This is a genomic window from Cupriavidus pauculus, from assembly GCF_003854935.1.
Classification (GTDB): Bacteria; Pseudomonadota; Gammaproteobacteria; order Burkholderiales; family Burkholderiaceae; genus Cupriavidus; species Cupriavidus pauculus_C.
Map to the genome: position 1 here is coordinate 1,153,943 of NZ_CP033969.1, position 21,960 is coordinate 1,175,902.

The 21,960-nt window shown below is 65.3% G+C and carries 27 protein-coding genes; 25 read left to right on the plus strand and 2 right to left on the minus strand.

The window, feature by feature from the left end; all coding sequences use genetic code 11:
• Nucleotides 1–56 precede the first annotated feature (56 nt).
• The 21 genes from EHF44_RS07015 (at nt 57) to EHF44_RS07115 (ending at nt 15,822) form a co-directional block, all read left to right on the plus strand.
• On the plus strand, nt 57–356 hold the full coding sequence (locus EHF44_RS07015) for an STAS domain-containing protein (RefSeq protein WP_124683073.1): 300 nt from the start codon (nt 57–59) through the stop codon (nt 354–356).
• Nucleotides 357–608: 252 nt separating this feature from the next.
• Entirely contained in the window at nt 609–1,559 is a 951-nt protein-coding gene (locus EHF44_RS07020; protein WP_124683074.1) for an ABC transporter ATP-binding protein, read from the plus strand.
• The gene (locus EHF44_RS07025; RefSeq protein ID WP_409559075.1) at nt 1,556–2,386 is read left to right on the plus strand and encodes an ABC transporter permease; all 831 of its coding nucleotides are present in this window, start codon (nt 1,556–1,558) and stop codon (nt 2,384–2,386) included. The genes EHF44_RS07020 and EHF44_RS07025 overlap by 4 nt, the downstream gene beginning before the upstream one ends.
• A gap of 34 nt (nt 2,387–2,420) precedes the next feature.
• On the plus strand, nt 2,421–2,669 hold the full coding sequence (locus EHF44_RS07030) for a BolA family protein (RefSeq protein ID WP_124683075.1): 249 nt from the start codon (nt 2,421–2,423) through the stop codon (nt 2,667–2,669).
• Between the two features lie 62 nt (nt 2,670–2,731).
• Entirely contained in the window at nt 2,732–3,982 is a 1,251-nt protein-coding gene (gene murA / locus EHF44_RS07035) for a UDP-N-acetylglucosamine 1-carboxyvinyltransferase (RefSeq protein ID WP_124683076.1), read from the plus strand.
• Between the two features lie 48 nt (nt 3,983–4,030).
• Nucleotides 4,031–4,705, plus strand: a complete 675-nt coding sequence (hisG, locus tag EHF44_RS07040; protein ID WP_124683077.1) for an ATP phosphoribosyltransferase — start codon at nt 4,031–4,033, stop codon at nt 4,703–4,705.
• Between the two features lie 60 nt (nt 4,706–4,765).
• Nucleotides 4,766–6,100, plus strand: a complete 1,335-nt coding sequence (gene hisD, locus EHF44_RS07045; protein ID WP_124683078.1) for a histidinol dehydrogenase — start codon at nt 4,766–4,768, stop codon at nt 6,098–6,100.
• Between the two features lie 33 nt (nt 6,101–6,133).
• Nucleotides 6,134–7,234, plus strand: coding sequence for a histidinol-phosphate transaminase (hisC, locus tag EHF44_RS07050; protein ID WP_124683079.1), 1,101 nt, complete (start codon nt 6,134–6,136; stop codon nt 7,232–7,234).
• A 7-nt stretch (nt 7,235–7,241) separates the two neighbouring features.
• Nucleotides 7,242–7,829, plus strand: coding sequence for an imidazoleglycerol-phosphate dehydratase HisB (gene hisB, locus EHF44_RS07055; RefSeq protein ID WP_124683080.1), 588 nt, complete (start codon nt 7,242–7,244; stop codon nt 7,827–7,829).
• A 111-nt stretch (nt 7,830–7,940) separates the two neighbouring features.
• Nucleotides 7,941–8,564: a YchE family NAAT transporter gene (locus tag EHF44_RS07060; protein ID WP_124683081.1), complete on the plus strand. Its 624-nt coding sequence runs from the start codon at nt 7,941–7,943 to the stop codon at nt 8,562–8,564.
• Nucleotides 8,561–9,214 carry an imidazole glycerol phosphate synthase subunit HisH gene (gene hisH / locus EHF44_RS07065; protein ID WP_172966023.1) on the plus strand — a complete coding sequence of 218 codons (654 nt, stop codon included), beginning with the start codon at nt 8,561–8,563 and terminating at the stop codon, nt 9,212–9,214. Before EHF44_RS07060 ends, hisH begins: the two co-directional genes overlap by 4 nt.
• Nucleotides 9,215–9,393: 179 nt before the next feature.
• On the plus strand, nt 9,394–10,137 hold the full coding sequence (hisA, locus tag EHF44_RS07070; protein ID WP_124683083.1) for a 1-(5-phosphoribosyl)-5-[(5-phosphoribosylamino)methylideneamino]imidazole-4-carboxamide isomerase: 744 nt from the start codon (nt 9,394–9,396) through the stop codon (nt 10,135–10,137).
• A 68-nt stretch (nt 10,138–10,205) separates the two neighbouring features.
• Nucleotides 10,206–10,976, plus strand: coding sequence for an imidazole glycerol phosphate synthase subunit HisF (hisF, locus tag EHF44_RS07075; protein ID WP_124683084.1), 771 nt, complete (start codon nt 10,206–10,208; stop codon nt 10,974–10,976).
• 2 nt (nt 10,977–10,978) lie between these two features.
• Nucleotides 10,979–11,386, plus strand: a complete 408-nt coding sequence (gene hisI, locus EHF44_RS07080; RefSeq protein ID WP_124683085.1) for a phosphoribosyl-AMP cyclohydrolase — start codon at nt 10,979–10,981, stop codon at nt 11,384–11,386.
• Nucleotides 11,383–11,751: a phosphoribosyl-ATP diphosphatase gene (locus EHF44_RS07085; protein ID WP_124683086.1), complete on the plus strand. Its 369-nt coding sequence runs from the start codon at nt 11,383–11,385 to the stop codon at nt 11,749–11,751. Before hisI ends, EHF44_RS07085 begins: the two co-directional genes overlap by 4 nt.
• Before the next feature lie 68 nt (nt 11,752–11,819).
• Complete coding sequence (locus EHF44_RS07090; RefSeq protein ID WP_124683087.1) at nt 11,820–12,212, plus strand: DUF4870 family protein; 393 nt, start codon at nt 11,820–11,822, stop codon at nt 12,210–12,212.
• Between the two features lie 63 nt (nt 12,213–12,275).
• A complete protein-coding gene (locus tag EHF44_RS07095; RefSeq protein ID WP_124683088.1) occupies nt 12,276–12,632 on the plus strand; it encodes a histidine triad nucleotide-binding protein in 357 nt (118 codons plus the stop codon).
• A gap of 156 nt (nt 12,633–12,788) precedes the next feature.
• On the plus strand, nt 12,789–13,025 hold the full coding sequence (gene tatA, locus EHF44_RS07100) for a Sec-independent protein translocase subunit TatA (RefSeq protein WP_124683089.1): 237 nt from the start codon (nt 12,789–12,791) through the stop codon (nt 13,023–13,025).
• A 90-nt stretch (nt 13,026–13,115) separates the two neighbouring features.
• Nucleotides 13,116–13,637, plus strand: coding sequence for a Sec-independent protein translocase protein TatB (gene tatB, locus EHF44_RS07105; RefSeq protein ID WP_124683090.1), 522 nt, complete (start codon nt 13,116–13,118; stop codon nt 13,635–13,637).
• Between the two features lie 2 nt (nt 13,638–13,639).
• Nucleotides 13,640–14,428 carry a twin-arginine translocase subunit TatC gene (gene tatC, locus EHF44_RS07110; RefSeq protein WP_124683091.1) on the plus strand — a complete coding sequence of 263 codons (789 nt, stop codon included), beginning with the start codon at nt 13,640–13,642 and terminating at the stop codon, nt 14,426–14,428.
• 254 nt (nt 14,429–14,682) lie between these two features.
• Nucleotides 14,683–15,822, plus strand: coding sequence for a porin (locus EHF44_RS07115; protein WP_124683092.1), 1,140 nt, complete (start codon nt 14,683–14,685; stop codon nt 15,820–15,822).
• 512 nt (nt 15,823–16,334) lie between these two features.
• Here the strand turns inward: EHF44_RS07115 and EHF44_RS07120 are convergent.
• Nucleotides 16,335–17,528, minus strand: a complete 1,194-nt coding sequence (locus tag EHF44_RS07120) for a Do family serine endopeptidase (RefSeq protein ID WP_124683093.1) — start codon at nt 17,526–17,528, stop codon at nt 16,335–16,337.
• 19 nt (nt 17,529–17,547) lie between these two features.
• Between EHF44_RS07120 and EHF44_RS07125 the strand changes: the two genes are divergently transcribed.
• Nucleotides 17,548–18,294: a Nif3-like dinuclear metal center hexameric protein gene (locus EHF44_RS07125; protein WP_124683094.1), complete on the plus strand. Its 747-nt coding sequence runs from the start codon at nt 17,548–17,550 to the stop codon at nt 18,292–18,294.
• A 25-nt stretch (nt 18,295–18,319) separates the two neighbouring features.
• On the opposite strand, the gene mscL is transcribed toward EHF44_RS07125, so the two are convergent.
• On the minus strand, nt 18,320–18,760 hold the full coding sequence (gene mscL / locus EHF44_RS07130; RefSeq protein WP_124685023.1) for a large conductance mechanosensitive channel protein MscL: 441 nt from the start codon (nt 18,758–18,760) through the stop codon (nt 18,320–18,322).
• A gap of 243 nt (nt 18,761–19,003) precedes the next feature.
• Here mscL and petA point away from each other — a divergent pair, with 243 nt between their 5' ends.
• From petA to EHF44_RS07145, 3 genes are read left to right on the plus strand one after another with little or no spacing between them, the layout of a single operon-like run.
• Nucleotides 19,004–19,621, plus strand: a complete 618-nt coding sequence (gene petA, locus EHF44_RS07135; protein ID WP_124683095.1) for a ubiquinol-cytochrome c reductase iron-sulfur subunit — start codon at nt 19,004–19,006, stop codon at nt 19,619–19,621.
• 2 nt (nt 19,622–19,623) lie between these two features.
• Nucleotides 19,624–21,027: a cytochrome b gene (locus tag EHF44_RS07140; protein ID WP_124683096.1), complete on the plus strand. Its 1,404-nt coding sequence runs from the start codon at nt 19,624–19,626 to the stop codon at nt 21,025–21,027.
• Between the two features lie 37 nt (nt 21,028–21,064).
• A complete protein-coding gene (locus EHF44_RS07145) occupies nt 21,065–21,808 on the plus strand; it encodes a cytochrome c1 (RefSeq protein ID WP_124683097.1) in 744 nt (247 codons plus the stop codon).
• The last annotated feature ends 152 nt before the right edge of the window (nt 21,809–21,960 follow it).

Sequence of the window (21,960 nt, forward strand, 5' to 3'; positions counted from 1 at the left end):
GCCTCCGGGCGGGAGCTTCCGTTTCCAACCGGCTTTCTCCACTTCCATCGCGCCCCATGCCTTCCCTTGGCACCTCGCTGACCAACCGCAACGCCGCCGCCGTGCTGCGTGACGGGCTGTCGCGCGTGCATCAGGGGGACGTGGCGGTCGACTGCAGCGCGCTGATCCAGCTGGACTCGTCGGCCGTTGCCGTGCTGCTGGCCTGGCAGCGGGCCGCCGCCCAGCACGGGCAGTCCCTGGCGATCGGCGGCGCCTCGCCGCAACTGCGGTCGCTGGCCAGCCTGTACGGCGTCGACGGCCTGCTTGGCCTGGCCGCCCCGGCCGCCCACCCGGAACACCACCACCACCGACATTGAACCGGCATCCGTTGCCGTGCGCGTGTTGCTGCGTACGGTCATGCGATGCCACGGCGTCGGGCCGCGGGCCTGGCGTCGCGCCGGGCAGAGCGGGGAAACCCCCGCATCCCCTATAATTCCGGGTTGTTCGCCCCCAAGTCGCCCCCAAGTCCCTGACACGTTCCCCAGGTGCTGCGCGGCTAACCTCAGGGGCGCTCCCCCCAACTCCAGGAGTGGCTGGCCAGACGCCGGCCGCATCCAAGACATTCGGCCATGAAAGCCATCGAAATCACCGATGTCCGCAAGCGCTACCGCAATCTGCAGGCGCTCAAGGGCGTCAGTTTCAGCGTCGAGCGCGGCGAGTTCTTCGGCCTGCTCGGTCCCAACGGCGCCGGCAAGACCACGCTGATCTCGATCCTGGCGGGGCTGAACCGCGCCGATTCGGGCCAGGTCAGCGTGCTGGGCCACGACGTGGTGGACGACTACCGGATGGCGCGCCGCATGCTGGGCGTGGTGCCGCAGGAGCTGGTGTTCGATCCGTTCTTCACGGTGCGCGAGACGCTGCGGCTGCAGTCCGGCTACTTCGGCCTGGCGCGCAACGACGACTGGATCGACGAGATCATGGCCAACCTGGACCTGACCAACAAAGCCGACAGCAACATGCGCCAGCTCTCGGGCGGCATGAAGCGCCGCGTGCTGGTGGCCCAGGCGCTGGTGCACCGCCCGCCGGTGATCGTGCTGGACGAACCCACCGCCGGCGTGGACGTGGAACTGCGCCAGACGCTCTGGAAGTTCATCTCGCGGCTGAACCGCGAGGGCCACACCATCATCCTGACCACCCACTACCTGGAAGAAGCCGAGGCGCTGTGCGACCGCATCGCCATGCTGAAGTTTGGCGAGGTGGTGGCGCTGGACCGCACCAGCAGCCTGCTGAACCAGTTCGCGGGGCTGCAACTGGTGCTGACATTGTCGAAGGGTACGCTGCCGGCCGAGCTGGAAGCGCTGCGCACGCCGGCCAACCCGGGCGAACGCGCCCACCGGCTGCGGCTGTCCGGCTACGAGGCCGTGGAGCCCATCCTGGCCGCGCTGCGCGCCGCCGGCTGCGAGATCGAGGACATGGAAATCAGCAAGGCCGACCTGGAGGACGTTTTCGTGCAGATCATGCGCCGCGAGGGCGAAATGCCCGGCCGCACGCCGAACGCCGCCATGGAGGCCGCGGCATGAAGAATCCGGCCGATATCAAGGTGAACGAGCAGCACGACGCCCAGCGCATCGCGGCGATGGCCGTGGGGGGCTTTGTCGGCTTTCGCACGCTGCTGTACAAGGAAGTGTTGCGCTTCTGGAAGGTGGCCTTCCAGACCGTGGCGGCGCCGGTGCTGACCGCCGTGCTGTACCTGCTGATCTTCGGGCACGTGCTGGAAGACCGCGTGCGCGTCTACGACCAGATCAGCTACACCGCGTTCCTGGTGCCGGGGCTGGTGATGATGAGCGTGCTGCAGAACGCGTTCGCCAACAGCTCGTCGTCGCTGATCCAGTCCAAGATCACCGGCAACCTGGTGTTCATCCTGCTGCCGCCGCTGTCGCACTGGGAAATGTTTGGCGCCTACGTGGTGGCGTCGATCATCCGCGGGCTCTGCGTGGGCCTGGGCGTGCTGCTGGTGACGGCGTGGTTTGCACACCTGCATTTCGCGCATCCGCTCTGGATCCTGGTCTTCGGGCTGGCCGGCGCGGGCATCCTGGGGACGCTGGGCCTGATCGCCGGCATCTGGGCCGAGAAGTTCGACCAGCTCGCAGCGTTTCAGAATTTTCTGATCATGCCGGCGACGTTCCTGTCCGGCGTGTTCTATTCGATCCACTCCTTGCCGCCGTTCTGGCAGGCCGTGTCGCATGCCAACCCGTTCTTCTACATGATCGACGGTTTCCGCTTTGGCTTCTTCGGCGTGTCCGACGTGCCGCCGCTGCAGAGCCTGGCCGTGGTGGTCGTGGCGTTCGCGGTGCTGGCCACGCTGGCGATGCGCCTGCTGCGCAAGGGTTACAAGCTGCGGCACTGACCGGCCGCAAACCACCGTATTCACAGAGACAGACATGCTGCCTACTCCGGAACAAGTCAGGGATTACATTGCCCAAGGGTTGCCCTGCGACCATCTGCAAGTGGAAGGCGACGGCCAGCACTTCTTCGCCACCATCGTGAGCGGGGAATTCGAGGGCAAGCGCCTGATCCAGCGGCACCAGCGCGTCTACGCGGCGCTGGGCGACCGCATGCGCGCCGAGATCCATGCGCTGTCGATGAAGACGCTGACGCCGGCCGAATGGCAGGCCGAGGCCGGCAAGTAAGCCGCGCCATCCGAAACATTCCCCGACCGGGCGCGTGCCCGGCCGGACGACCAGACAGAACAATGGACAAATTCCAGATCCAGGGCAACGGGCCGCTCAAGGGCGAGGTCCGCGTGTCGGGCGCCAAGAACGCCGCGCTGCCGATCCTGTGCGCCGGCCTGCTGACGGCCGACACCGTGAAGCTGGCCAACGTGCCCGACCTGCAGGACACGCGCACGATGCTCAAGCTGCTGCGCCAGATGGGCATGCAGGCCGACATGGTGGACGGCGTGGCCACGCTGAACGGCGCCGACATCAATTCGCCCGAGGCGTCGTACGACTTGGTGAAGACCATGCGGGCGTCGATTCTCGTGCTGGGGCCGCTGGTGGCCCGCTTTGGCGAGGCGCGCGTGTCGCTGCCCGGCGGCTGCGGCATTGGCGCGCGGCCGGTGGACCAGCACATCAAGGGCCTGCAGGCCATGGGCGCCGAGATCACGATCGAGCACGGCTTCATCCACGCCCGCGCCAGCCGCCTCAAGGGCGCCCGCGTGGTGACGGACATGATCACCGTGACCGGCACCGAGAACCTGCTGATGGCCGCCACGCTGGCCGACGGCGAGACCATCCTGGAGAACGCCGCGCGCGAGCCCGAGGTGACCGACCTGGCCGAGCTGCTGGTCAAGATGGGCGCCCGGATCGACGGCATCGGCACCGACCGCCTGATCGTGCAGGGCGTGGACAAGCTCCACGGCGCCAAGCACCGCGTGGTGGCCGACCGCATCGAGGCCGGCACGTTCCTGTGCGCGGCCGCCGCCACGCTGGGCGAGATCGTGGTGCGCGACGTGCCGCCGCTGATCCTGGACGCGGTGCTGCTCAAGCTGCGCGAGACCGGCGCCACGATCGAGACCGGCGACGACTGGATCCGCCTGGCGATGAAGCAGCGCCCGCAGGCCGTGAGCTTCCGGACGTCCGAGTACCCCGCCTTCCCGACCGACATGCAGGCCCAGTTCATGGCGCTGAACGCCGTGGCCGAGGGCACCGCGCGCATCACCGAGACGATCTTCGAGAACCGCTTCATGCACGTGCAGGAGCTGAACCGGCTGGGCGCCAACATCACGGCCGAGGGCAACACCGCCGTGGTGACCGGCGTGCCGCGGCTGTCGGGCGCCAGCGTGATGGCCACCGACCTGCGCGCGTCGGCCAGCCTGGTGATTGCCGGACTGGTGGCGGACGGCGAGACCACGATCGACCGGATCTACCACCTGGACCGTGGCTACGACCGCATGGAAAACAAGCTGTCGGCCGTCGGCGCCAGGATCCGCCGCATCGGCTGAGCCCGCTCACGCACGACCCGCCGCCCCCGAACACCGCCTGAAGAATCTATGAGCCCCGCTTTCAATGCCTCGCCCAACCAGCTCACGCTGGCGCTGTCCAAGGGCCGCATCTTTACCGAAACGCTGCCGCTGCTGGCGGCGGCCGGCATCGAGGTGACCGAAGACCCGGACACCTCGCGCAAGCTGATCCTGCCCACGTCGGACCCGGCGGTGCGCGTGATCATCGTGCGCGCGTCGGACGTGCCGACGTACGTGCAGTACGGCGCGGCCGACTTCGGGGTGGCCGGCAAAGACGTGCTGATGGAGCACGGCATGACCGGCCTGTACGCGCCGATCGACCTGAACATCGCGCGCTGCCGCATGTCGGTGGCGGTGCCGGCCGGCTTTGACTACGCCAACGCGGTGCGCCAGGGCGCGCGGCTGGCCGTGGCCACCAAGTACGTGCAGACCGCGCGCGAGCACTTTGCCAAGAAGGGCGTGCACGTGGACCTGATCAAGCTGTACGGATCGATGGAGCTGGGGCCGCTCGTGGGGCTGTCGGACGCCATCGTCGACCTGGTCAGCACCGGCGGCACGCTGCGCGCGAACAACCTCGTGGAAGTGGAGGAGATCGTGCAGATCTCGTCGCGGCTGGTGGTCAACCAGGCCGCACTGAAACTCAAGCGGGAGCGGCTGGCGCCGATCCTGGACGCATTCGAACGGGCCTCGGCGGCGCTCGCCTGAGGCAGCGACAACCGGAATGACCGGGACGCCCGCAAGGGGGTCCGCAAGGAAAAAGCAGTCATGAACGAAACGGATATGGAAAACCTGTCGATCCGTCGGCTCGACTCGACCGAGCCCGGTTTTGCCGGGGCGCTGCGCCAGGTGCTGGCCTTCGAGGCCGCCGAGGACGAGGCCATCGACCGCGCCGCGGCCGATATCCTGGCCGACGTGCGCCGCCGTGGCGACGAGGCCGTGCTGGAGTACACGCGCCGGTTCGACCGCGTGGAAGCCGCGTCGATGGGCGCGCTGGAACTGTCGCAGTCGCAGCTGGAAGCCGCGCTGGAAGACCTGGAGCCCAAGCGCCGCGCCGCGCTGGAGGCCGCCGCGGCCCGCGTGCGCGCCTATCACGAGAAGCAGAAGATCGAGTGCGGCAGCCATAGCTGGGAATACACCGAAGCCGACGGCACGATGCTGGGCCAGAAGGTGACCCCGCTGGACCGCGTGGGCCTGTACGTGCCCGGCGGCAAGGCGGCCTATCCGTCGTCGGTGCTGATGAACGCGATCCCGGCCCGCGTGGCCGGCGTCAAGGAAGTCATCATGGTCGTGCCCACGCCGGGTGGCGTGCGCAACGAGCTGGTGCTGGCCGCCGCGCAGATCGCCGGCGTGGACCGCGTGTTCACGATCGGCGGGGCACAGGCCGTGGGCGCGCTGGCCTTCGGCACGGCCACGCTGCCGCAGGTGGACAAGATCGTCGGTCCGGGCAATGCCTACGTGGCGGCGGCCAAGCGCCGCGTGTTCGGCACGGTGGGCATCGACATGATCGCCGGGCCGTCCGAGATCCTGGTGATCTGCGACGGCACGACCGAACCCGACTGGGTGGCCATGGACCTGTTCTCGCAGGCCGAGCACGACGAACTGGCGCAGTCGATCCTGCTGTGCCCGGACGACGCCTACCTGCGGCGCGTGGAGGAAAGCATCCAGCGGCTGCTGCCGACGATGCCGCGCCGCGACGTCATCGCCGCGTCGCTGGCGGGGCGGGGCGCGCTGGTCAAGGTGCGCGACATGGAGGAAGCGTGCGAGATCGCCAACGCGATCGCGCCCGAGCATCTGGAGATTTCGGCCGAGAATCCGCGCCAGTGGAGCGAGAAGATCCGCCACGCGGGCGCGATCTTCCTGGGCCGCTACACCAGCGAGTCGCTGGGCGACTACTGTGCGGGGCCCAACCACGTGCTGCCTACCTCGCGCACCGCGCGCTTCTCGTCGCCGCTGGGCGTGTACGACTTCCAGAAGCGTTCGAGCCTGATCGAGGTCAGCGAGGGCGGCGCCCAGATGCTGGGGCAGATTGCCGCCGAACTGGCCTACGGCGAAGGGCTGCAGGCCCACGCCCGCAGCGCCGAGTACCGTTTCAAGCGTTAAGCCACTTTTCCAAGCCAGACCCACAGGACCATCATGGCAGCCGTAGATCCATCCCTGATCGAACACATCATCCGTGACGACGTGCGCGCCATGGGCGCCTATCACGTGGCCGATTCGCACGGACTGGTGAAGCTCGATGCGATGGAGAACCCGTACCGGCTGCCGCCCGCGCTGCGCGCGGAACTGGCCGCGCGGCTGGGCGAGGTGGCGCTGAACCGCTACCCGGTGCCGAGCAGCGAGGCGCTGCGCGCGCAACTGAAGCGCGTGATGCAGGTGCCGGCCGGCATGGACGTCATGCTGGGCAATGGTTCGGACGAACTGATCAGCATCCTTTCGCTGGCCGCGTCGCGCCCCGGCGCCAAGGTGATGGCCCCGGTGCCGGGTTTCGTCATGTACGCGATGTCGGCCCAGTTTGCCGGCCTGGACTTTGTCGGCGTGCCGCTGCGCGCCGATTTCACGCTGGACCGCGCGGCGATGCTGGCGGCGATGGCCGAGCACAAGCCGGCCATCATCTACCTGGCCTACCCGAACAACCCGACCGGCAACCTGTTCGATGCCGCGGACATGGAGGCCATCGTCCGGGCGGCGCAGGGCCCGGTGTGCCAGAGCCTGGTGGTCGTCGACGAGGCTTACCAGCCGTTCGCGCAGGAAAGCTGGATGGCGCGGCTGACCGAGTTCGGCAACCTTCTGGTCATGCGCACGGTGTCCAAACTTGGCCTGGCCGGCATCCGGCTGGGCTACATGGCCGGGTCGCCCGACTGGCTGGCGCAGCTGGACAAGGTGCGGCCGCCGTACAACGTCAACGTGCTGACCGAGGCCACGGCGCTGTTCGCGCTGGAACACGTGGCGGTGCTGGACGAGCAGGCCGCGCAGCTGCGCGCCGAGCGCGCCCGGCTGGCCGACGCCATGGCGGCACTGCCCGGCGTGACGGTGTTCCCGAGCGCGGCCAACTTCCTCCTGGTGCGCGTGCCGGATGCGGCACAGACGTTCGATCGGGTGCTGGCGCGGAAGGTATTGATCAAGAACGTGAGTAGAATGCACGCATTGCTGGCCAACTGTCTGCGCGTGACGGTCAGCACGCCCGAAGAAAACGCGCAGTTTCTTGAGGCGTTTGCCGCCTCATTGCAGGATTAACCCCACCATGCGTGTTGCAGAGGTCACCCGCAATACCTCGGAAACGCAGATCCGCGTTTCGCTGAACCTTGATGGCACCGGCCGCCAGAAGCTGGCCTCCGGCGTGCCGTTCCTCGACCACATGCTGGACCAGATCGCCCGCCACGGCATGTTCGACCTCGAGGTCGAGGCCACGGGCGACACCCATATCGACGACCACCACACGGTGGAGGATGTCGGCATCACGCTCGGCCAGGCCGTGGCGCGCGCCATCGGCGACAAGAAGGGCATCACCCGCTACGGCCACAGCTACGTGCCGCTGGACGAATGCCTGTCGCGCGTGGTGATCGATTTCTCGGGCCGTCCGGGCCTGGAATTCCACGTGCCGTTCACGCGCGCCCGGGTGGGCACCTTCGACGTCGACCTGACGATCGAGTTCTTCCGCGGTTTCGTCAACCACGCCGGCGTGACGCTCCATATCGACAACCTGCGTGGCATCAATGCCCACCATCAATGCGAAACGGTGTTCAAGGCCTTTGGCCGGGCACTGCGCATGGCGGTGGAGCTGGATGCGCGCGCGGCCAACCAGATTCCATCGACCAAGGGATCGCTCTGACCCATACTCGAGCCGGTCTGACGGCGACCTGAACCCCGACCTGGCCACCTGTATGGCAGGCGCGCCGGCGGCTTGCGGCGGCGCCGGCCGCCCCGGACAATCCCGCACCCGATGGATACGCTCAAGTCTTTCATCTCGCTGCTGGCGCTGATCAACCCGATTGGGGCGATCCCGTTCTTCATCAGCCTGACCAGCCAGCAGACCGAGGCGGAAAAGCTGCGGACGATCAAGACGGCGTCGATTGCCGTGGCCATCGTGGTGGGCCTGGCGGCGCTGCTGGGCCAGCAGATCATCGAGTTCTTCAATATCTCGGTGGCGTCGCTGCAGGTGGGCGGCGGGCTGATCATGATCATGATGGCCATGAACATGCTGAACGCCCAGACCGGCCGCACCAAGGCCACGCCGGAGGAAGAGGACGAGGCCGAGGCCAAGACCAGCATCGCGGTGGTGCCGCTGGCGCTGCCGCTGCTGACCGGGCCGGGGTCGATCAGCACGGTCATCGTCTACGCCGGCAAGACGCACCACTGGTACGAGCTGCTGATCCTGGTGGCGATTGGCGCGGTGCTGGGGCTGGTGGTGTATGGCACGTTCCGTGCGGCGGATCCCATCGCGCGGGTGGTTGGCAGGACCGGGATCAATATCGGCACGCGCCTGATGGGGTTGATCCTGTCTGCGCTGGCCGTCGAATTCATCGTGGACGGGCTGAAGACATTGTTGCCTGTTTTGAAATCATGACTACCATAGCAATTGTGGATTACGGCATGGGCAACCTGCGCTCGGTGGCGCAGGCCCTGCGAGCGGCGGCACCCGAGGCGGACGTGCAGGTCGTGGACCGGCCCGAAGGCATCCGCGCGGCGGACCGCGTGGTGCTGCCCGGCCAGGGCGCGATGCCCGACTGCATGGGCGCGCTGGGCGAATCGGGCCTGCAGCAGGCCGTGCTGGAAGCCGCCGCATCGAAGCCGATGCTGGGTGTGTGCGTTGGCGAACAGATGCTGTTCGAACGCAGCAGCGAAGCTCGCACCGGAGCGGACAGCACGGCGGCGCTGGGGCTGATGCCCGGCGAGGTGGTCCGGTTCGAACTGGATGGCATGACGCAGCCTGACGGCTCGCGCTTCAAGGTGCCGCAGATGGGCTGGAACCGCGTGCGCCAGGCGAAGCCGCATCCGCTGTGGGACGGTATTCCGGACGATAGCTGGTTCTATTTCGTGCACAGCTATTTCGTCCGCGCGCAGGACCCGGCCCACGTCGCCGGCCAGACCGAATATGGCGTCGTGTTTACCAGTGCGGTGGCACGCGATAATATTTTCGCCACGCAGTTCCACCCGGAGAAGAGCGCCGCGATGGGTTTGCAGCTATACCGGAATTTCGTGCACTGGAATCCGTAAAGCGTCAGAAGCACCTGTTACCAGAAGCGCCACAACGTCATCAGCGATACCGATATCCGTCGTTCAGAGCCACCGACCAGACTGCATCCACTGCATAACTGCCATGACCTGAACGCCGGCGCAGCCGCGCCGGCATCGCTACCTTTTCCCTTTTACACAACCACCACGCTCGTTACGCTATGTTGCTCATTCCGGCCATCGACCTGAAGGACGGTCAGTGTGTACGCCTCAAACAAGGCGACATGGACCAGGCCACCGTCTTTTCCGAAGATCCCGCCGCCATGGCACGTCACTGGGTGGACCAGGGCGCGCGTCGCCTGCATCTGGTCGACCTGAACGGCGCTTTCGTGGGCAAGCCCCGCAACGAGGCCGCCATCAAGGCCATCATCGCCGAAGTGGGCGACGAGATTCCGGTGCAGCTCGGCGGTGGCATCCGCGACCTGAACACGATCGAGCGCTGGCTCGACGACGGCCTGTCGTACGTGATCATCGGCACGGCTGCCGTCAAGAACCCGGGCTTCCTGAAGGACGCCTGCTCGGCGTTCGGCGGCCACATCATCGTCGGGCTCGATGCCAAGGACGGCAAGGTGGCCACCGACGGCTGGAGCAAGCTGACCGGCCACGAGGTGGCCGACCTGGCGCGCAAGTACGAGGACTACGGCGTCGAGGCCATCATCTATACCGACATTGGCCGCGACGGCATGCTGCAGGGCATCAATATCGACGCCACGGTCAAGCTGGCGCAGTCGATGTCGATCCCGGTGATCGCCAGCGGCGGGCTGTCGAACCTGGCGGACATCAGCCAGCTCTGCGCGGTGGAGCGCGAGGGCGTGGAAGGCGTGATCTGCGGCCGTGCGATCTATTCGGGCGACCTGAACTTCACCGAAGCCCAGTCGTACGCCGACAAGCTGGCGTCCGAGTAACGCCATCCGGCGGGACGCCACAACCAGCCGCGCGTGGCGCAACACGCGCGCGGCAGGCAAGGAACCTCATGCTAGCCAAACGTATCATCCCCTGCCTCGACGTGACCAACGGGCGGGTGGTCAAGGGTGTCAACTTCGTTGAACTGCGCGATGCGGGCGACCCGGTGGAAATCGCGCGCCGCTATGACGACCAGGGTGCCGATGAAATCACATTTCTCGACATTACTGCCACCAGCGACGGCCGCGACCTGATCCTGCACATCATCGAGAGCGTGGCGTCGCAGGTGTTCATCCCGCTGACGGTGGGTGGCGGCGTGCGCACGGTGGAGGATGTGCGGCGGCTGCTGAACGCCGGCGCGGACAAGATCAGCGTCAACTCGTCGGCCATCGCCAATCCGCAGCTTGTGTCCGATGCCACCGGCAAGTACGGCTCGCAGTGCATCGTGGTGGCCATCGATGCCAAGCGCAGCTCGGCGCCGGGCGAACCGGCGCGCTGGGAAGTGTTCACCCACGGCGGCCGCAAGGCGACGGGGCTCGACGCGGTGGAGTGGGCCAGCGAGATGGCCCGGCGCGGCGCGGGCGAGATCCTGCTCACGAGCATGGACCGCGACGGCACCAAGAGCGGATTCGACCTGGAACTGACGCGCGCGGTCAGCGACGCGGTGCCGGTGCCGGTCATCGCATCGGGCGGGGTCGGCGGCCTGCAGGACCTGGCCGACGGCATCAGGCTCGGCCACGCCGACGCGGTGCTGGCCGCCAGCATCTTCCACTATGGCCAGCACACCGTTGGCGAGGCAAAGGCATTCATGGCCCGCGAGGGCATCCCCGTCCGGATCTGATCATGGCAAAGAAGTGGCTGAACAAGGTGAAGTGGGACGACAACGGCCTGGTGCCGGTGATCGTCCAGGAAGTGGGCTCGAACGACGTGCTGATGTTCGCGTTCATGAACCGCGAGGCGCTGCAGCGCACCGTGGAACTGGGCGAGGCCGTGTTCTGGTCGCGCTCGCGCAAGCGGCTGTGGCACAAGGGCGAGGAATCGGGCCACGTGCAGAAGGTGCACGAGATCCGGCTGGACTGTGACGAGGACGTGGTGCTGCTGAAGGTGACCCAGGTGGACAGCATCGCCTGCCACACGGGCCGCCATTCGTGCTTCTTCCAGAAGTTCGCGGGCGACGCGGAATCGGGCGACTGGCAGACCGTGGAGCCGGTGCTGAAGGACCCGTCGACCATCTACGCGGCCAAATCATGAGCCAGGACCCGAATACCGCCGACATCCTGGCCCGCGTGGCGGCCACGCTGGAGTCGCGCAAGCCGGAAAACGGCGGCGACCCGGACACGTCGTACGTGGCAAAGCTGTACCGGAAGGGCGACGACGCGATCCTGAAGAAGATCGGCGAGGAAGCCACCGAGACCGTGATGGCCGCCAAGGACGCCCGCGCGGCCGGCCTGGGCGCCGAGGCCGTCGACAAGGTCGTCTACGAGGTGGCCGACCTCTGGTTCCACACGATGGTGCTGCTGTCGCACATCGGCGCCACCCCGGCGGACGTCGTGAACGAACTGGCGCGGCGCGAAGGGCTCTCCGGTCTGGTCGAGAAAGCCAGCCGCAAGGAGTAGCATTGAGCCTATGGCCGCCCGGACATCGTCCGGACATGGCTCAATGCGGCACAACGCTGGAGGGCACGATGGCGACGGACTACACCACGCAGGTCACGACGACGGCAGACACGGACAAGCTGGACGGGCTGCGCAAGCTCACGCACATCCTGTATGCGCTGTACGCCATCCACTGGTTCACGGGCGGCATCACGGCGCTGATCGCGATCATCGTCAACTACGTGAAGCGCGACGACACGCGCGGCACCGTCTATGCCTCGCACTTCGCCTGGCAGATCCGGACGTTCTGGTGGTCGATCGTCTGGTATGTGGTGGGCGGGTTCATGTTTGTGACGGTGCTGCTATTCCCGGTGGCGATCGGCGTATTCTGCGTGTTGTCACTGTGGATACTGTATCGTATCGTCAAGGGTTGGCTTTACCTGAACGACCGCAAGCCGATGTACCCCGGCGAGGCGCTCTGAGGCGCCGCCATCCGGTAATCGGCACATTTCTCCAACGGGTCGACAGGCTGCAACAAGAACTTCATGAAATCCCAGGACAATTGCGTTTTCTGCAAGATCGTGGCCGGCCAGATCCCGTCGAACAAGGTGTACGAGGACGACGACCTGCTGGCATTTCACGATATCCATCCCAAGGCGCCGGTACACTTTCTGGTTATTCCGAAATCGCACGTCGATTCGCTGGCCGAATGCGGACCCGGCGATGCGGGGGTGCTTGCTAGAATAATGCTCAAGGTGCCTGAACTGGCGCGCCTTGCCGGCTGCAGCAACGGGTTCCGGACGGTGATCAATACCGGCACGGACGGCGGGCAGGAGGTATTCCACCTCCACCTGCACGTACTCGGCGGCCCGCGCGACCAGTGGCAGTCACCGGCGTTCTGAGGGGATTATCAGAAGCCTGAGTATGAGAGCGGCCCGGGCAGCGATGCCCGGCCGAATGCTGCGCCGGCCACCGTCGCCCGGCGCAGCCTTTGAGGGACGGAACTACGGGGCCGGGCGACCTTTATCCGCCGCCCGCGGCTTTATCAGGAGCAAGAAATGGGTTCGTTTAGCATTTGGCACTGGCTGATCGTGCTGGTGATCGTCATGCTCGTCTTCGGTACCAAGAAGCTGCGCAATATCGGCCAGGATCTGGGCGGCGCGGTGAAGGGGTTCAAGGACGGCATGAAGGACAGCAACGGCGAGGAACCCGGTGCCAAGCCGGCCCCTGCCAAGGAGCTGCGCGACGCCACCACGATCGACGTGGAAGCCAAGGAAAAGCAGCGCCAGGAATAATCCGCAGCCGGATTCTTCCTTGTTCGCCATTCATCCGGCGGCCGCGCCCGGCGCGGCCAGCCTGTCCCGTGTCACTGTTCCGATGTCCGCATGATTGATCTCGGCATTTCCAAGCTGGCACTGATCGGCGCCGTGGCGCTGATCGTGATCGGCCCCGAGCGTCTGCCGAAGGTGGCCCGTACGGTTGGCGCACTGGTCGGCCGCGCGCAGCGCTATATCAACGACGTGAAGGCCGAGGTCAGCCGCGAGGTGGAACTCGAGGAACTGCGCAAGATGCGCACGGAATTCGAGAACGCCGCGCGCGACGTTGAGCAGACCATCCACAAGGAAGTCAGCGAGCATACGCAGGCGCTGAACGAGGCGCTCAACGGCGAGACCACGGACGTGGCCGGCTCCGACACCGGCGCTACCGACGTCAGCGCCGGCTATGTGCCGAGCTGGGACAGCGCGCACAAGACCCGCAACGGCCGCAAGAGCTGGCGCGTCAAGCAGGGTGCGCGGCCGATCTGGTTCAAGCGCCAGCAGAACGTCCGCGTGTGGGTGCAGTCGGGCGCCGCGCGCGTCAAGCGCCATCGCCCGGCCAGCGGCCGTAACCGTTCCTTCTTCGAGTAAGCATGGCGGGCCAGAATCCCAACGACCCCAACGACGAGTCCCAGCAAGAGACCTTCATTTCCCACCTGATCGAACTGCGCGAGCGGCTGGTGAAGGCGGTGGCCGGGGTGCTCGTCGTGTTCCTGTGCCTGGTGTACTGGGCCGCGGAAATCTTCAATATCTTCTCGTCCCCGCTGACCGAAGCGCTGCCCAAGGGCGGCCGCATGATCGTCACCGACGTCACCGGCTCGTTCTTCGTGCCGATGAAGGTGACGATGCTCGTGTCGTTCCTGATCGCGCTGCCGTGGGTGCTCTACCAGGTCTGGCGCTTCGTGGCGCCGGGGCTGTACCAGCATGAGAAGAAGCTGATCATGCCGCTGGTGACCAGCAGCTACGTGCTGTTCCTGTGCGGCGTGGCCTTCGCGTATTTCCTGGTGTTCCCGACCGTGTTCCATTTCATGGCGCATTACAACGCGCCGCTCGGGGCCGACATGTCGACCGACATCGATAAGTACCTGAGTTTCGCGATGACCACGTTCCTGGCGTTCGGCATCACATTTGAAGTACCGGTGGTGGTAATCGTGCTGGTCCGGTTTGGCGTGGTGGAACTGGAGAAACTGAAGCAGATCCGGCCGTATGTGATTGTCGGGGCCTTCATTATCGCGGCCGTGGTTACCCCGCCTGATGTGATGTCGCAACTGTTATTGGCCGTGCCGCTCGTGCTGCTGTACGAACTGGGCCTGTTGATGGCGCGTTTTGTGTCGAAACAGCCACTGGGCGCGCCTGCCGAGGGCGAAACGCAGCCCGACTAAGTTCCGACGACCTTGTAAATCCCCTGTATCACGCAGCTCTGGATGCTGCGTTTTGCACCATATTGGGGAAATCGCCCCCGATTGCTGTTGCTTCGTCACAACAAGAACCGCCAGTAAACCGTGTTTACGGCGAAAAAGACTTCTGACGGGCCGGGGGGGTGACACATAATACGACGCAGACGTGAAGGTTAATGCGTCGCCCAAGCACTTGGGCAACCAAGATTTCCCAATCAGTTGACAAGGAAAGTGTCGATATGAAGATGAAACTGTTTGCAGCTGCCGTTGCCGCTCTGGCCGCCGGCGGCGCCTATGCCCAGTCCAGCGTGACCCTGTACGGTGTGGTTGACGCCGGTGTCGAGTACGCTAACCACCAACCGGGCGTGGCTGGTAGCCACGACGTCGTGCGCCTGACCTCGGGCAACATGTCCGGCAGCCGTTGGGGCCTGCGTGGCGTGGAAGATCTGGGCGGTGGCCTGAAGGGCATCTTCGTGCTGGAAAGCGGTTTCAACGTTGACACCGGTACGCAGGGTCAAGGTAACCGTCTGTTCGGCCGTCAAGCTTTCGTCGGTGTGCAGAGCCAGTTCGGTACGCTGAGCCTGGGTCGTCACCAAACGCCGCTGTATGACTTCGGTCTGGCCTTCGATCCGATGGCCATCTCGACGAACTACTCGATCACCACGCAAGACGGCGGTTTCGCCAGCCGTGCTGACAACTCGATCAAGTACACGGGTACGTTCGGCGGCCTGACCGGCTCGCTGCTGTACAGCACCGGCTCGAACACCGGCGCCACTGCAGGCAACGCCTACCAAGGCAATGCCGGCGAAGTTCCGGGCAACTACAAGCTGGGCCGCGAATACGCTGCCAGCCTGATCTACAACGGTGGCCCGTTCTCGATCGGTGCCGTGTATGACGAAGTCAACCCGGGTATCGCCCTGGCTGACGACGCCAAGATCCGCCGCGCTTCGGTTGCCGGTACGTACGCTTTCGGCCCGGCCAAGGTGTTCGCTGGTTACCGTTGGGCCAAGGCATCGGACGGTGCCCGCCTGGCCGGTGGTACGCTGGCTGACGGCACGGTCGCTTCGTCGCGCTCGAACCTGTACTGGCTGGGCATGGGTTACCAGCTGACCCCGGCCCTGTCGCTGACGGGCGCTGCTTACTACCAAGACTTCAACAACACCGGCGCCGATCCGTGGAGCTTCGTGGTGTCGACGGACTACGCTTTCTCGAAGCGTACCGACGCATACCTGAACGTTTCGTACGCGAAGAACAAGGACGGTTCGACCCTGGGCGTGTCGTCGGGTGGTCCGGGCGCCATCGCTGGTTCGGGCTTCGGCACGACCCAAGGCTCGGCTAACCAGTTCGGCGCCGTGGTTGGTGTTCGCCACAAGTTCTAATTTGATGCGGGTGTGAGCCCGCTCAGATTCGGCTTGATCCAAACGCCGGCATCCGCAAGGATGCCGGCGTTTTGTCTTTGGGAGATTGGCTAACACGAACTGGCCGGGCGACGTCCCCAGGCTGTGTTTTCGAAGTCCTACTAAAGACTGGCAGCGTCTGATGTGCTGTGCAGCGGGACGCGCCCGCCACAGCCACCGGTCAGGACTTGGCCGCAATCGAGCGCCGCGACAGCGGGAGGACCGTGGTGCTTCGGATTTCTGCCGCAAGCGCTGCCGCGCAGGGCAACTCGGGCCACAGCGCCAGTGCACCCCTTCGACATGGAACACTGCCCCGGCATCGGCACGCATGCCGCGACGATTCCTGCCCCTGGCCATCCTTCGCCACACGCGGCGCCAGCCGCCCAAAAAGAAAAACCCCCGCCATGGCTGGCGGGGGTTTTTATCTTGCTGGAAGGACTCAGGCGAAGAAGTTTCTCCGCCCGCAGCCCTTAGCCGCTAATCGCTAGCCGCGATCACTCATCGTCTTCCAGCGGCATGGCCCGGCGCGGTGGCGGCGGGCGCTTGCCGATGGTGACCGTGATATCGGCCGGCTTGCCGCGGCGGATTACCTTCATCTTCACGTCGGCACCGGGCTTGAGCTGAGCGATGGCGTTCAGCAGCGCGGTGGTGTCCGAGATGACCTGGTTGTCCACCGATACCAGTACGTCGCCGGGCCGCACGCCAGCCTTGTCCGCCGGGCCGCCCTGGACCACGGCCGCGATCAGTGCGCCTTCCTTGGCGTCCAGGCCGAACGACTCGGCAATCTCGGGCGTCAGGTCCTGCGGTTCGACGCCGATCCAGCCGCGCGTCACGCTACCCGTGGAGATGATCGACTCCATCACCTGCTTGGCCGTCGACACCGGAATCGCAAAGCCGATACCCAGCGACCCGCCCGAGCGCGAATAGATGGCCGTGTTGATGCCCAGCAGGTTGCCCTGCGCATCGACCAGCGCGCCGCCCGAGTTGCCCGGGTTGATCGCCGCGTCGGTCTGGATGAAGTTCTCGAACGTATTGATGCCCAGGTGGCTGCGACCCAGCGCCGACACGATACCCATCGTCACGGTCTGGCCCACGCCGAACGGGTTGCCGATTGCCAGCACCACGTCGCCGACCTTCACGTTCTCGATCCGGCCCAACGTGATCGCCGGCAGGTCCTTGAGCGTGATCTTCAGCACGGCCAGGTCGGTTTCCGGGTCGGACCCGACGACCTTGGCGTTGGCCTTGCGGCCATCGGTCAGCGCCACTTCGATCTCGTCGGCGCCGTCGACGACATGGTGGTTGGTTAGAATGTAGCCCTCGGCGCTGACGATCACGCCCGAGCCCAGGCTGGACACCGGCTCCTGACGCTCCGGCAGCCGGTCGCCGAAGAAGAACCGGAACCATGGGTCCTCCGCCTGCGGATTGGGCGACCGCTTCGAGCCGTTCTTGCTGGTGAAGATATTGACCACCGCCGGCATGGCTTCCTTGGCGGCGTCGCTGTAGGACCCCTGCGCGGCGGACTCCGCCACGCTCGGCACCACTTCCTTCAGTGCCACGATGGGCGACCCCGACTGCACAGCCACCCGCCCGCGCTGGAGCCACTCGGGTTTGAGCGTGGCTATCACGAACCACACGGCCAGCACGACCGTGACGGCCTGAGCGAAGAACAGCCAGAATCGGCGCAACATATTGGAGTTTGACCCGGAAATGAAAACCAAAGAGCTGGAATTGTACTTGAACGACCTGCTGGAGGTTCCCCGTTTCAAGGACTATTGCCCGAACGGACTCCAAGTGCAAGGTCGGCCCGACGTCACCCACATCGTCACCGGCGTCACGGCGAGCCTGGCGCTGGTGGACGCGGCCATCGAAGCCGGCGCCGACGCCATCCTGGTCCATCACGGCTATTTCTGGAAGAACGAGGATGCACGGGTCATCGGTCAGAAACACGCAAGATTGAAGAAACTGCTGGGTGCCGACATCAACCTGATGGCCTACCACCTGCCGCTCGACAATCATCCCGAACTCGGCAACAACGCCCAGCTCGGGCTGCAGCTGGGTCTGCAGCCCAACGGCCGCTTCAGCGATGACCAGCTTGGATGGACCGGCACGCTGCTGCAGCCGATGCCGCTCCACACCTTTGCCGCGCACGTTGGCGGCGTGCTGGAGCGCGAGCCGCTGACCATCGGCGATCCCGACCAGATGGTGCGCAGCGTGGGCTGGTGTACCGGCGGCGCGCAGGGCTACTTCGCGGCGGCCGTGGCAGCCGGCGTCGACGTCTATATCAGTGGGGAAGTTTCCGAGCCGACCACGCATCTGGCGCGCGAGAGCGGGGTGGCGTATATCGCGGCAGGCCATCACGCCACGGAGCGCTACGGCATCCGCGCCGTGGGTGAACATCTGGCGCAGCGGTTCGACCTGCGCCACACCTTCATCGATATTCCGAACCCGGTCTGAACGGCCGGGTCCGGGCAGGGCGCTGTCAGGCGCGCGGGGGCACCGTCCGCAGGCTGTCGCGGATCTCGCGCAGCAGCTTGATGTCCTCGGGCGTCTCGGCCGGCTTGGGCGCTTCCTCGTGCTTCTCGCGCATTTTGTTGAAGGCGCGGACCATCATGAAGATGATGAAGGCGAGGATCACAAAGTTGACCACGATGGTCAGGAAATTGCCGTAGGCAAACACCGGCACGCCAGCCTTCTTCAGCGCGTCGAGCGTGTGGGGCACGCCCGGCGGCGGCTCGGCCAGCGCGACGAACATGTTGGAAAAGTCGAGTTTGCCGACGACGCGGCCCACCAGCGGCATGATCAGGTCATTGACAACCGAATCAACGATCTTTCCAAACGCGGCGCCGATGATCACACCGACTGCGAGGTCGATCACATTGCCGCGCATCGCAAAAGTTCGGAACTCGCTCATCATTCCCATCGGTTTTTCTCCAATTTGTTGTTCCAGATTAACGTTTGTGTTTGACGAAGCCTGCATCATCGCACCCTCGAGTGCAAGTCTGGATGCCGCGTTCGAACGCTTTCCCCGCGATCCCGCGGCCGATCCCATGACCGATTATCGGCGCCACGGCTATCAGTAGTTCGCCTATCGTCGCCAGATGTGCCTCAGGTATAATTTTTTGTTGACGCAGGATTCAATTGATGACATCCCCTGGGGTTTGGAATGAGTGACCAGCAAGACGTGAAGAACGTGGACAAAGGTCGCCGCAATTGGTTGATCGCGACTTCTGTCGCGGGCGGCGTAGGAGGCGTAGCGGTAGCAGTTCCATTTGTCAGTACTTTTGCCCCATCCGAAAAGGCCAAGGCCGCCGGGGCACCAGTGGAGGCGGATATCGGCGCGCTCAAGCCCGGCGAGATGATGACCGTGGAATGGCGCGGCAAGCCCGTCTGGATCCTGCGGCGCACCCCCGAGATGCTGGCCTCGCTCAAGAAGACCGACGCTGAAGTCGCGGATCCCAATTCCGACGTTCCTTTCACGATGAAGACGCCGGACTATTGCAAGAATGAGACCCGCTCGCGTGCCGAACACAAGGACCTGCTGGTCGTGGTCGGCATCTGCTCCCACCTTGGCTGCTCGCCGTCGGGCCCGTTCGCCTCGGGCGCCAATCCGCAGCTCGGCGCCGACCCCGGCTTTCTCTGTCCGTGCCACGGTTCCACCTTCGACCTCGCGGGCCGCGTGTTCAAGAACAAGCCTGCCCCGCAGAATCTTGACGTCCCCCCGTACCAGTTCCTGACCGACACCAAGATCGTGATCGGCAAGGACGAGAAAGGAGAAGCGTGATCATGGCGGCCGAAAAAGAAGTCAAGACCACCGGGCTGCTGGGCTGGATCGACGCCCGATTCCCCGCCACCCAGCTCTGGGAAGACCACCTCTCCAAGTACTACGCACCGAAGAACTTCAACTTCTGGTATTTCTTCGGCTCGCTGGCGCTGCTGGTGCTGGTGATCCAGATCGTCACCGGCATCTTCCTGGTGATGAACTACAAGCCCGACGGCACGCTGAACGCCGCCGGCATTCCCGTGGCGTTCGCCAGCGTGGAATTCATCATGCGCGAGGTTCCGTGGGGCTGGCTGGTGCGCTACATGCATTCCACCGGCGCTTCGGCGTTCTTCGTCGTCGTGTACCTGCACATGTTCCGCGGCCTGCTCTACGGCTCGTACCGCAAGCCGCGCGAGCTGGTCTGGATCTTCGGCTGCCTGATCTTCCTGTGCCTGATGGCCGAGGCGTTCATGGGCTACCTGCTGCCCTGGGGCCAGATGTCGTACTGGGGCGCGCAGGTGATCGTGAACCTGTTCTCGGCGATTCCGGTGATCGGCCAGGACCTGTCGCTGTTCATCCGCGGCGACTACGTCGTCAGCGATGCCACGCTGAACCGCTTCTTCTCGTTCCACGTGATCGCCGTGCCGCTGGTGCTGCTGGGCCTGGTGGTGGCGCACATCATCGCGCTGCACGAGGTGGGTTCGAACAACCCGGACGGCGTGGAGATCAAGGCGAAGAAGGACGAGAATGGCGTGCCGCTGGATGGCATCCCGTTCCACCCGTACTACTCCGTGCACGACATGCTGGGCGTGGCCGGCTTCCTGATCATCTTCTCGGCCGTGATCTTCTTCTTCCCGGAAGTGGGCGGCTATTTCCTGGAAGCCAACAACTTCTTCCCGGCTGATCCGCTCAAGACGCCGCCGCACATCGCCCCGGTCTGGTACTTCACGCCGTTCTACTCGATGCTGCGCGCCACGACGTCGAACTTCCTGCCGATCCTGTGGCTGTTCTTCGCGTTCGTGCTGGGCATGGTGTTCCTGCGCACGAAGGACGCGCGCATCCGCATCGGCTCGGTGGCCGTGCTGGTGGTGCTGGCCGTCGGCTTCTACTTCATCGACGCCAAGTTCTGGGGCGTGCTGGTGATGGGCGGCTCGGTGATCGTGCTGTTCTTCCTGCCGTGGCTGGACTGCTCGCCGGTCAAGTCCATCCGCTACCGTCCCGCCTTCCACAAGTCGATCCTGATCGTCTTCGTGGTGGTGTTCCTGATCCTGGGTTACCTGGGGGTGCAACCGCCGTCGCCGGTAGGCGAGAAGGTGTCGCAGCTCGGTACGCTGCTGTACTTCGCCTTCTTCCTGACCATGCCGCTGTGGAGCCGCGCCGGCACGTTCAAGCCGGTGCCGGATCGCGTCACGTTCCACCCGCACTAAGACGCCGCGCGACCCTACAAGAGGACAAGGACCCAAGATGAAAAAGTTGCTTTCGATCTTCGCACTGGTCGGCGCATGCTTTGCCGCCATGCCGGCGATGGCCGCGGAAGGGGGCTACCCGCTGGAGCCCGCGCCGCTGGATACGAGCGATGTGTCGTCGCTGCAGCGCGGTGCCAAGCTGTTCGTCAACTACTGCCTGAACTGCCATGGCGCGTCGATGATGCGCTACAACCGGCTCAAGGACCTGGACCTGACCGACGACCAGATCCGCCAGAACCTGCTGTTCACGGCGGACAAGGTGGGCGAGACCATGACGATCGCGCTGCCGCCGAAGGACGCCAAGACGTTCTTCGGTGCCGCGCCGCCCGACCTGTCGGTCATCGCCCGCGCCCGCGGCAACGACTGGCTCTATACCTACCTGCGCACGTTCTACCGTGACGACACCCGCGCGACGGGCTGGAACAACCTGGTTTTCCCGGCCGTGGGCATGCCGCACGTGCTCTGGGAACTGCAAGGCCAGCGCGCGCCGAAGTTCACCGAAGTGGAAGAACATGGCCACAAGGTCCACAAGCTAGCCGGCTGGGAGCAGCTGACCCCGGGCAAGATGAGCACGCAGGAGTACGACCAGGCGGTTGCCGACCTGGTCAACTACCTGAGCTGGATGGCCGAGCCGGCGCAGAGCCACCGCAAGCGCCTGGGCGTCTGGGTGCTGCTGTTCCTGGGCGTGCTGATGGTGTTCGTGTGGCGCCTGAACGCCGCCTACTGGAAGGATGTGAAGTAATGCCCAGCGGCGCAACAGGGCGCCGTCGGCCGCAAGCCAGGATGTAACAGTCGGCCCTGTCGCCTCCAGGGGCCGGCGCGGAAGTTGCACCAGTGCAGCACCGCGCCGGCCCTTTGTATTTGTAGGTTTGGATGACCAGGTGACGTCTAATC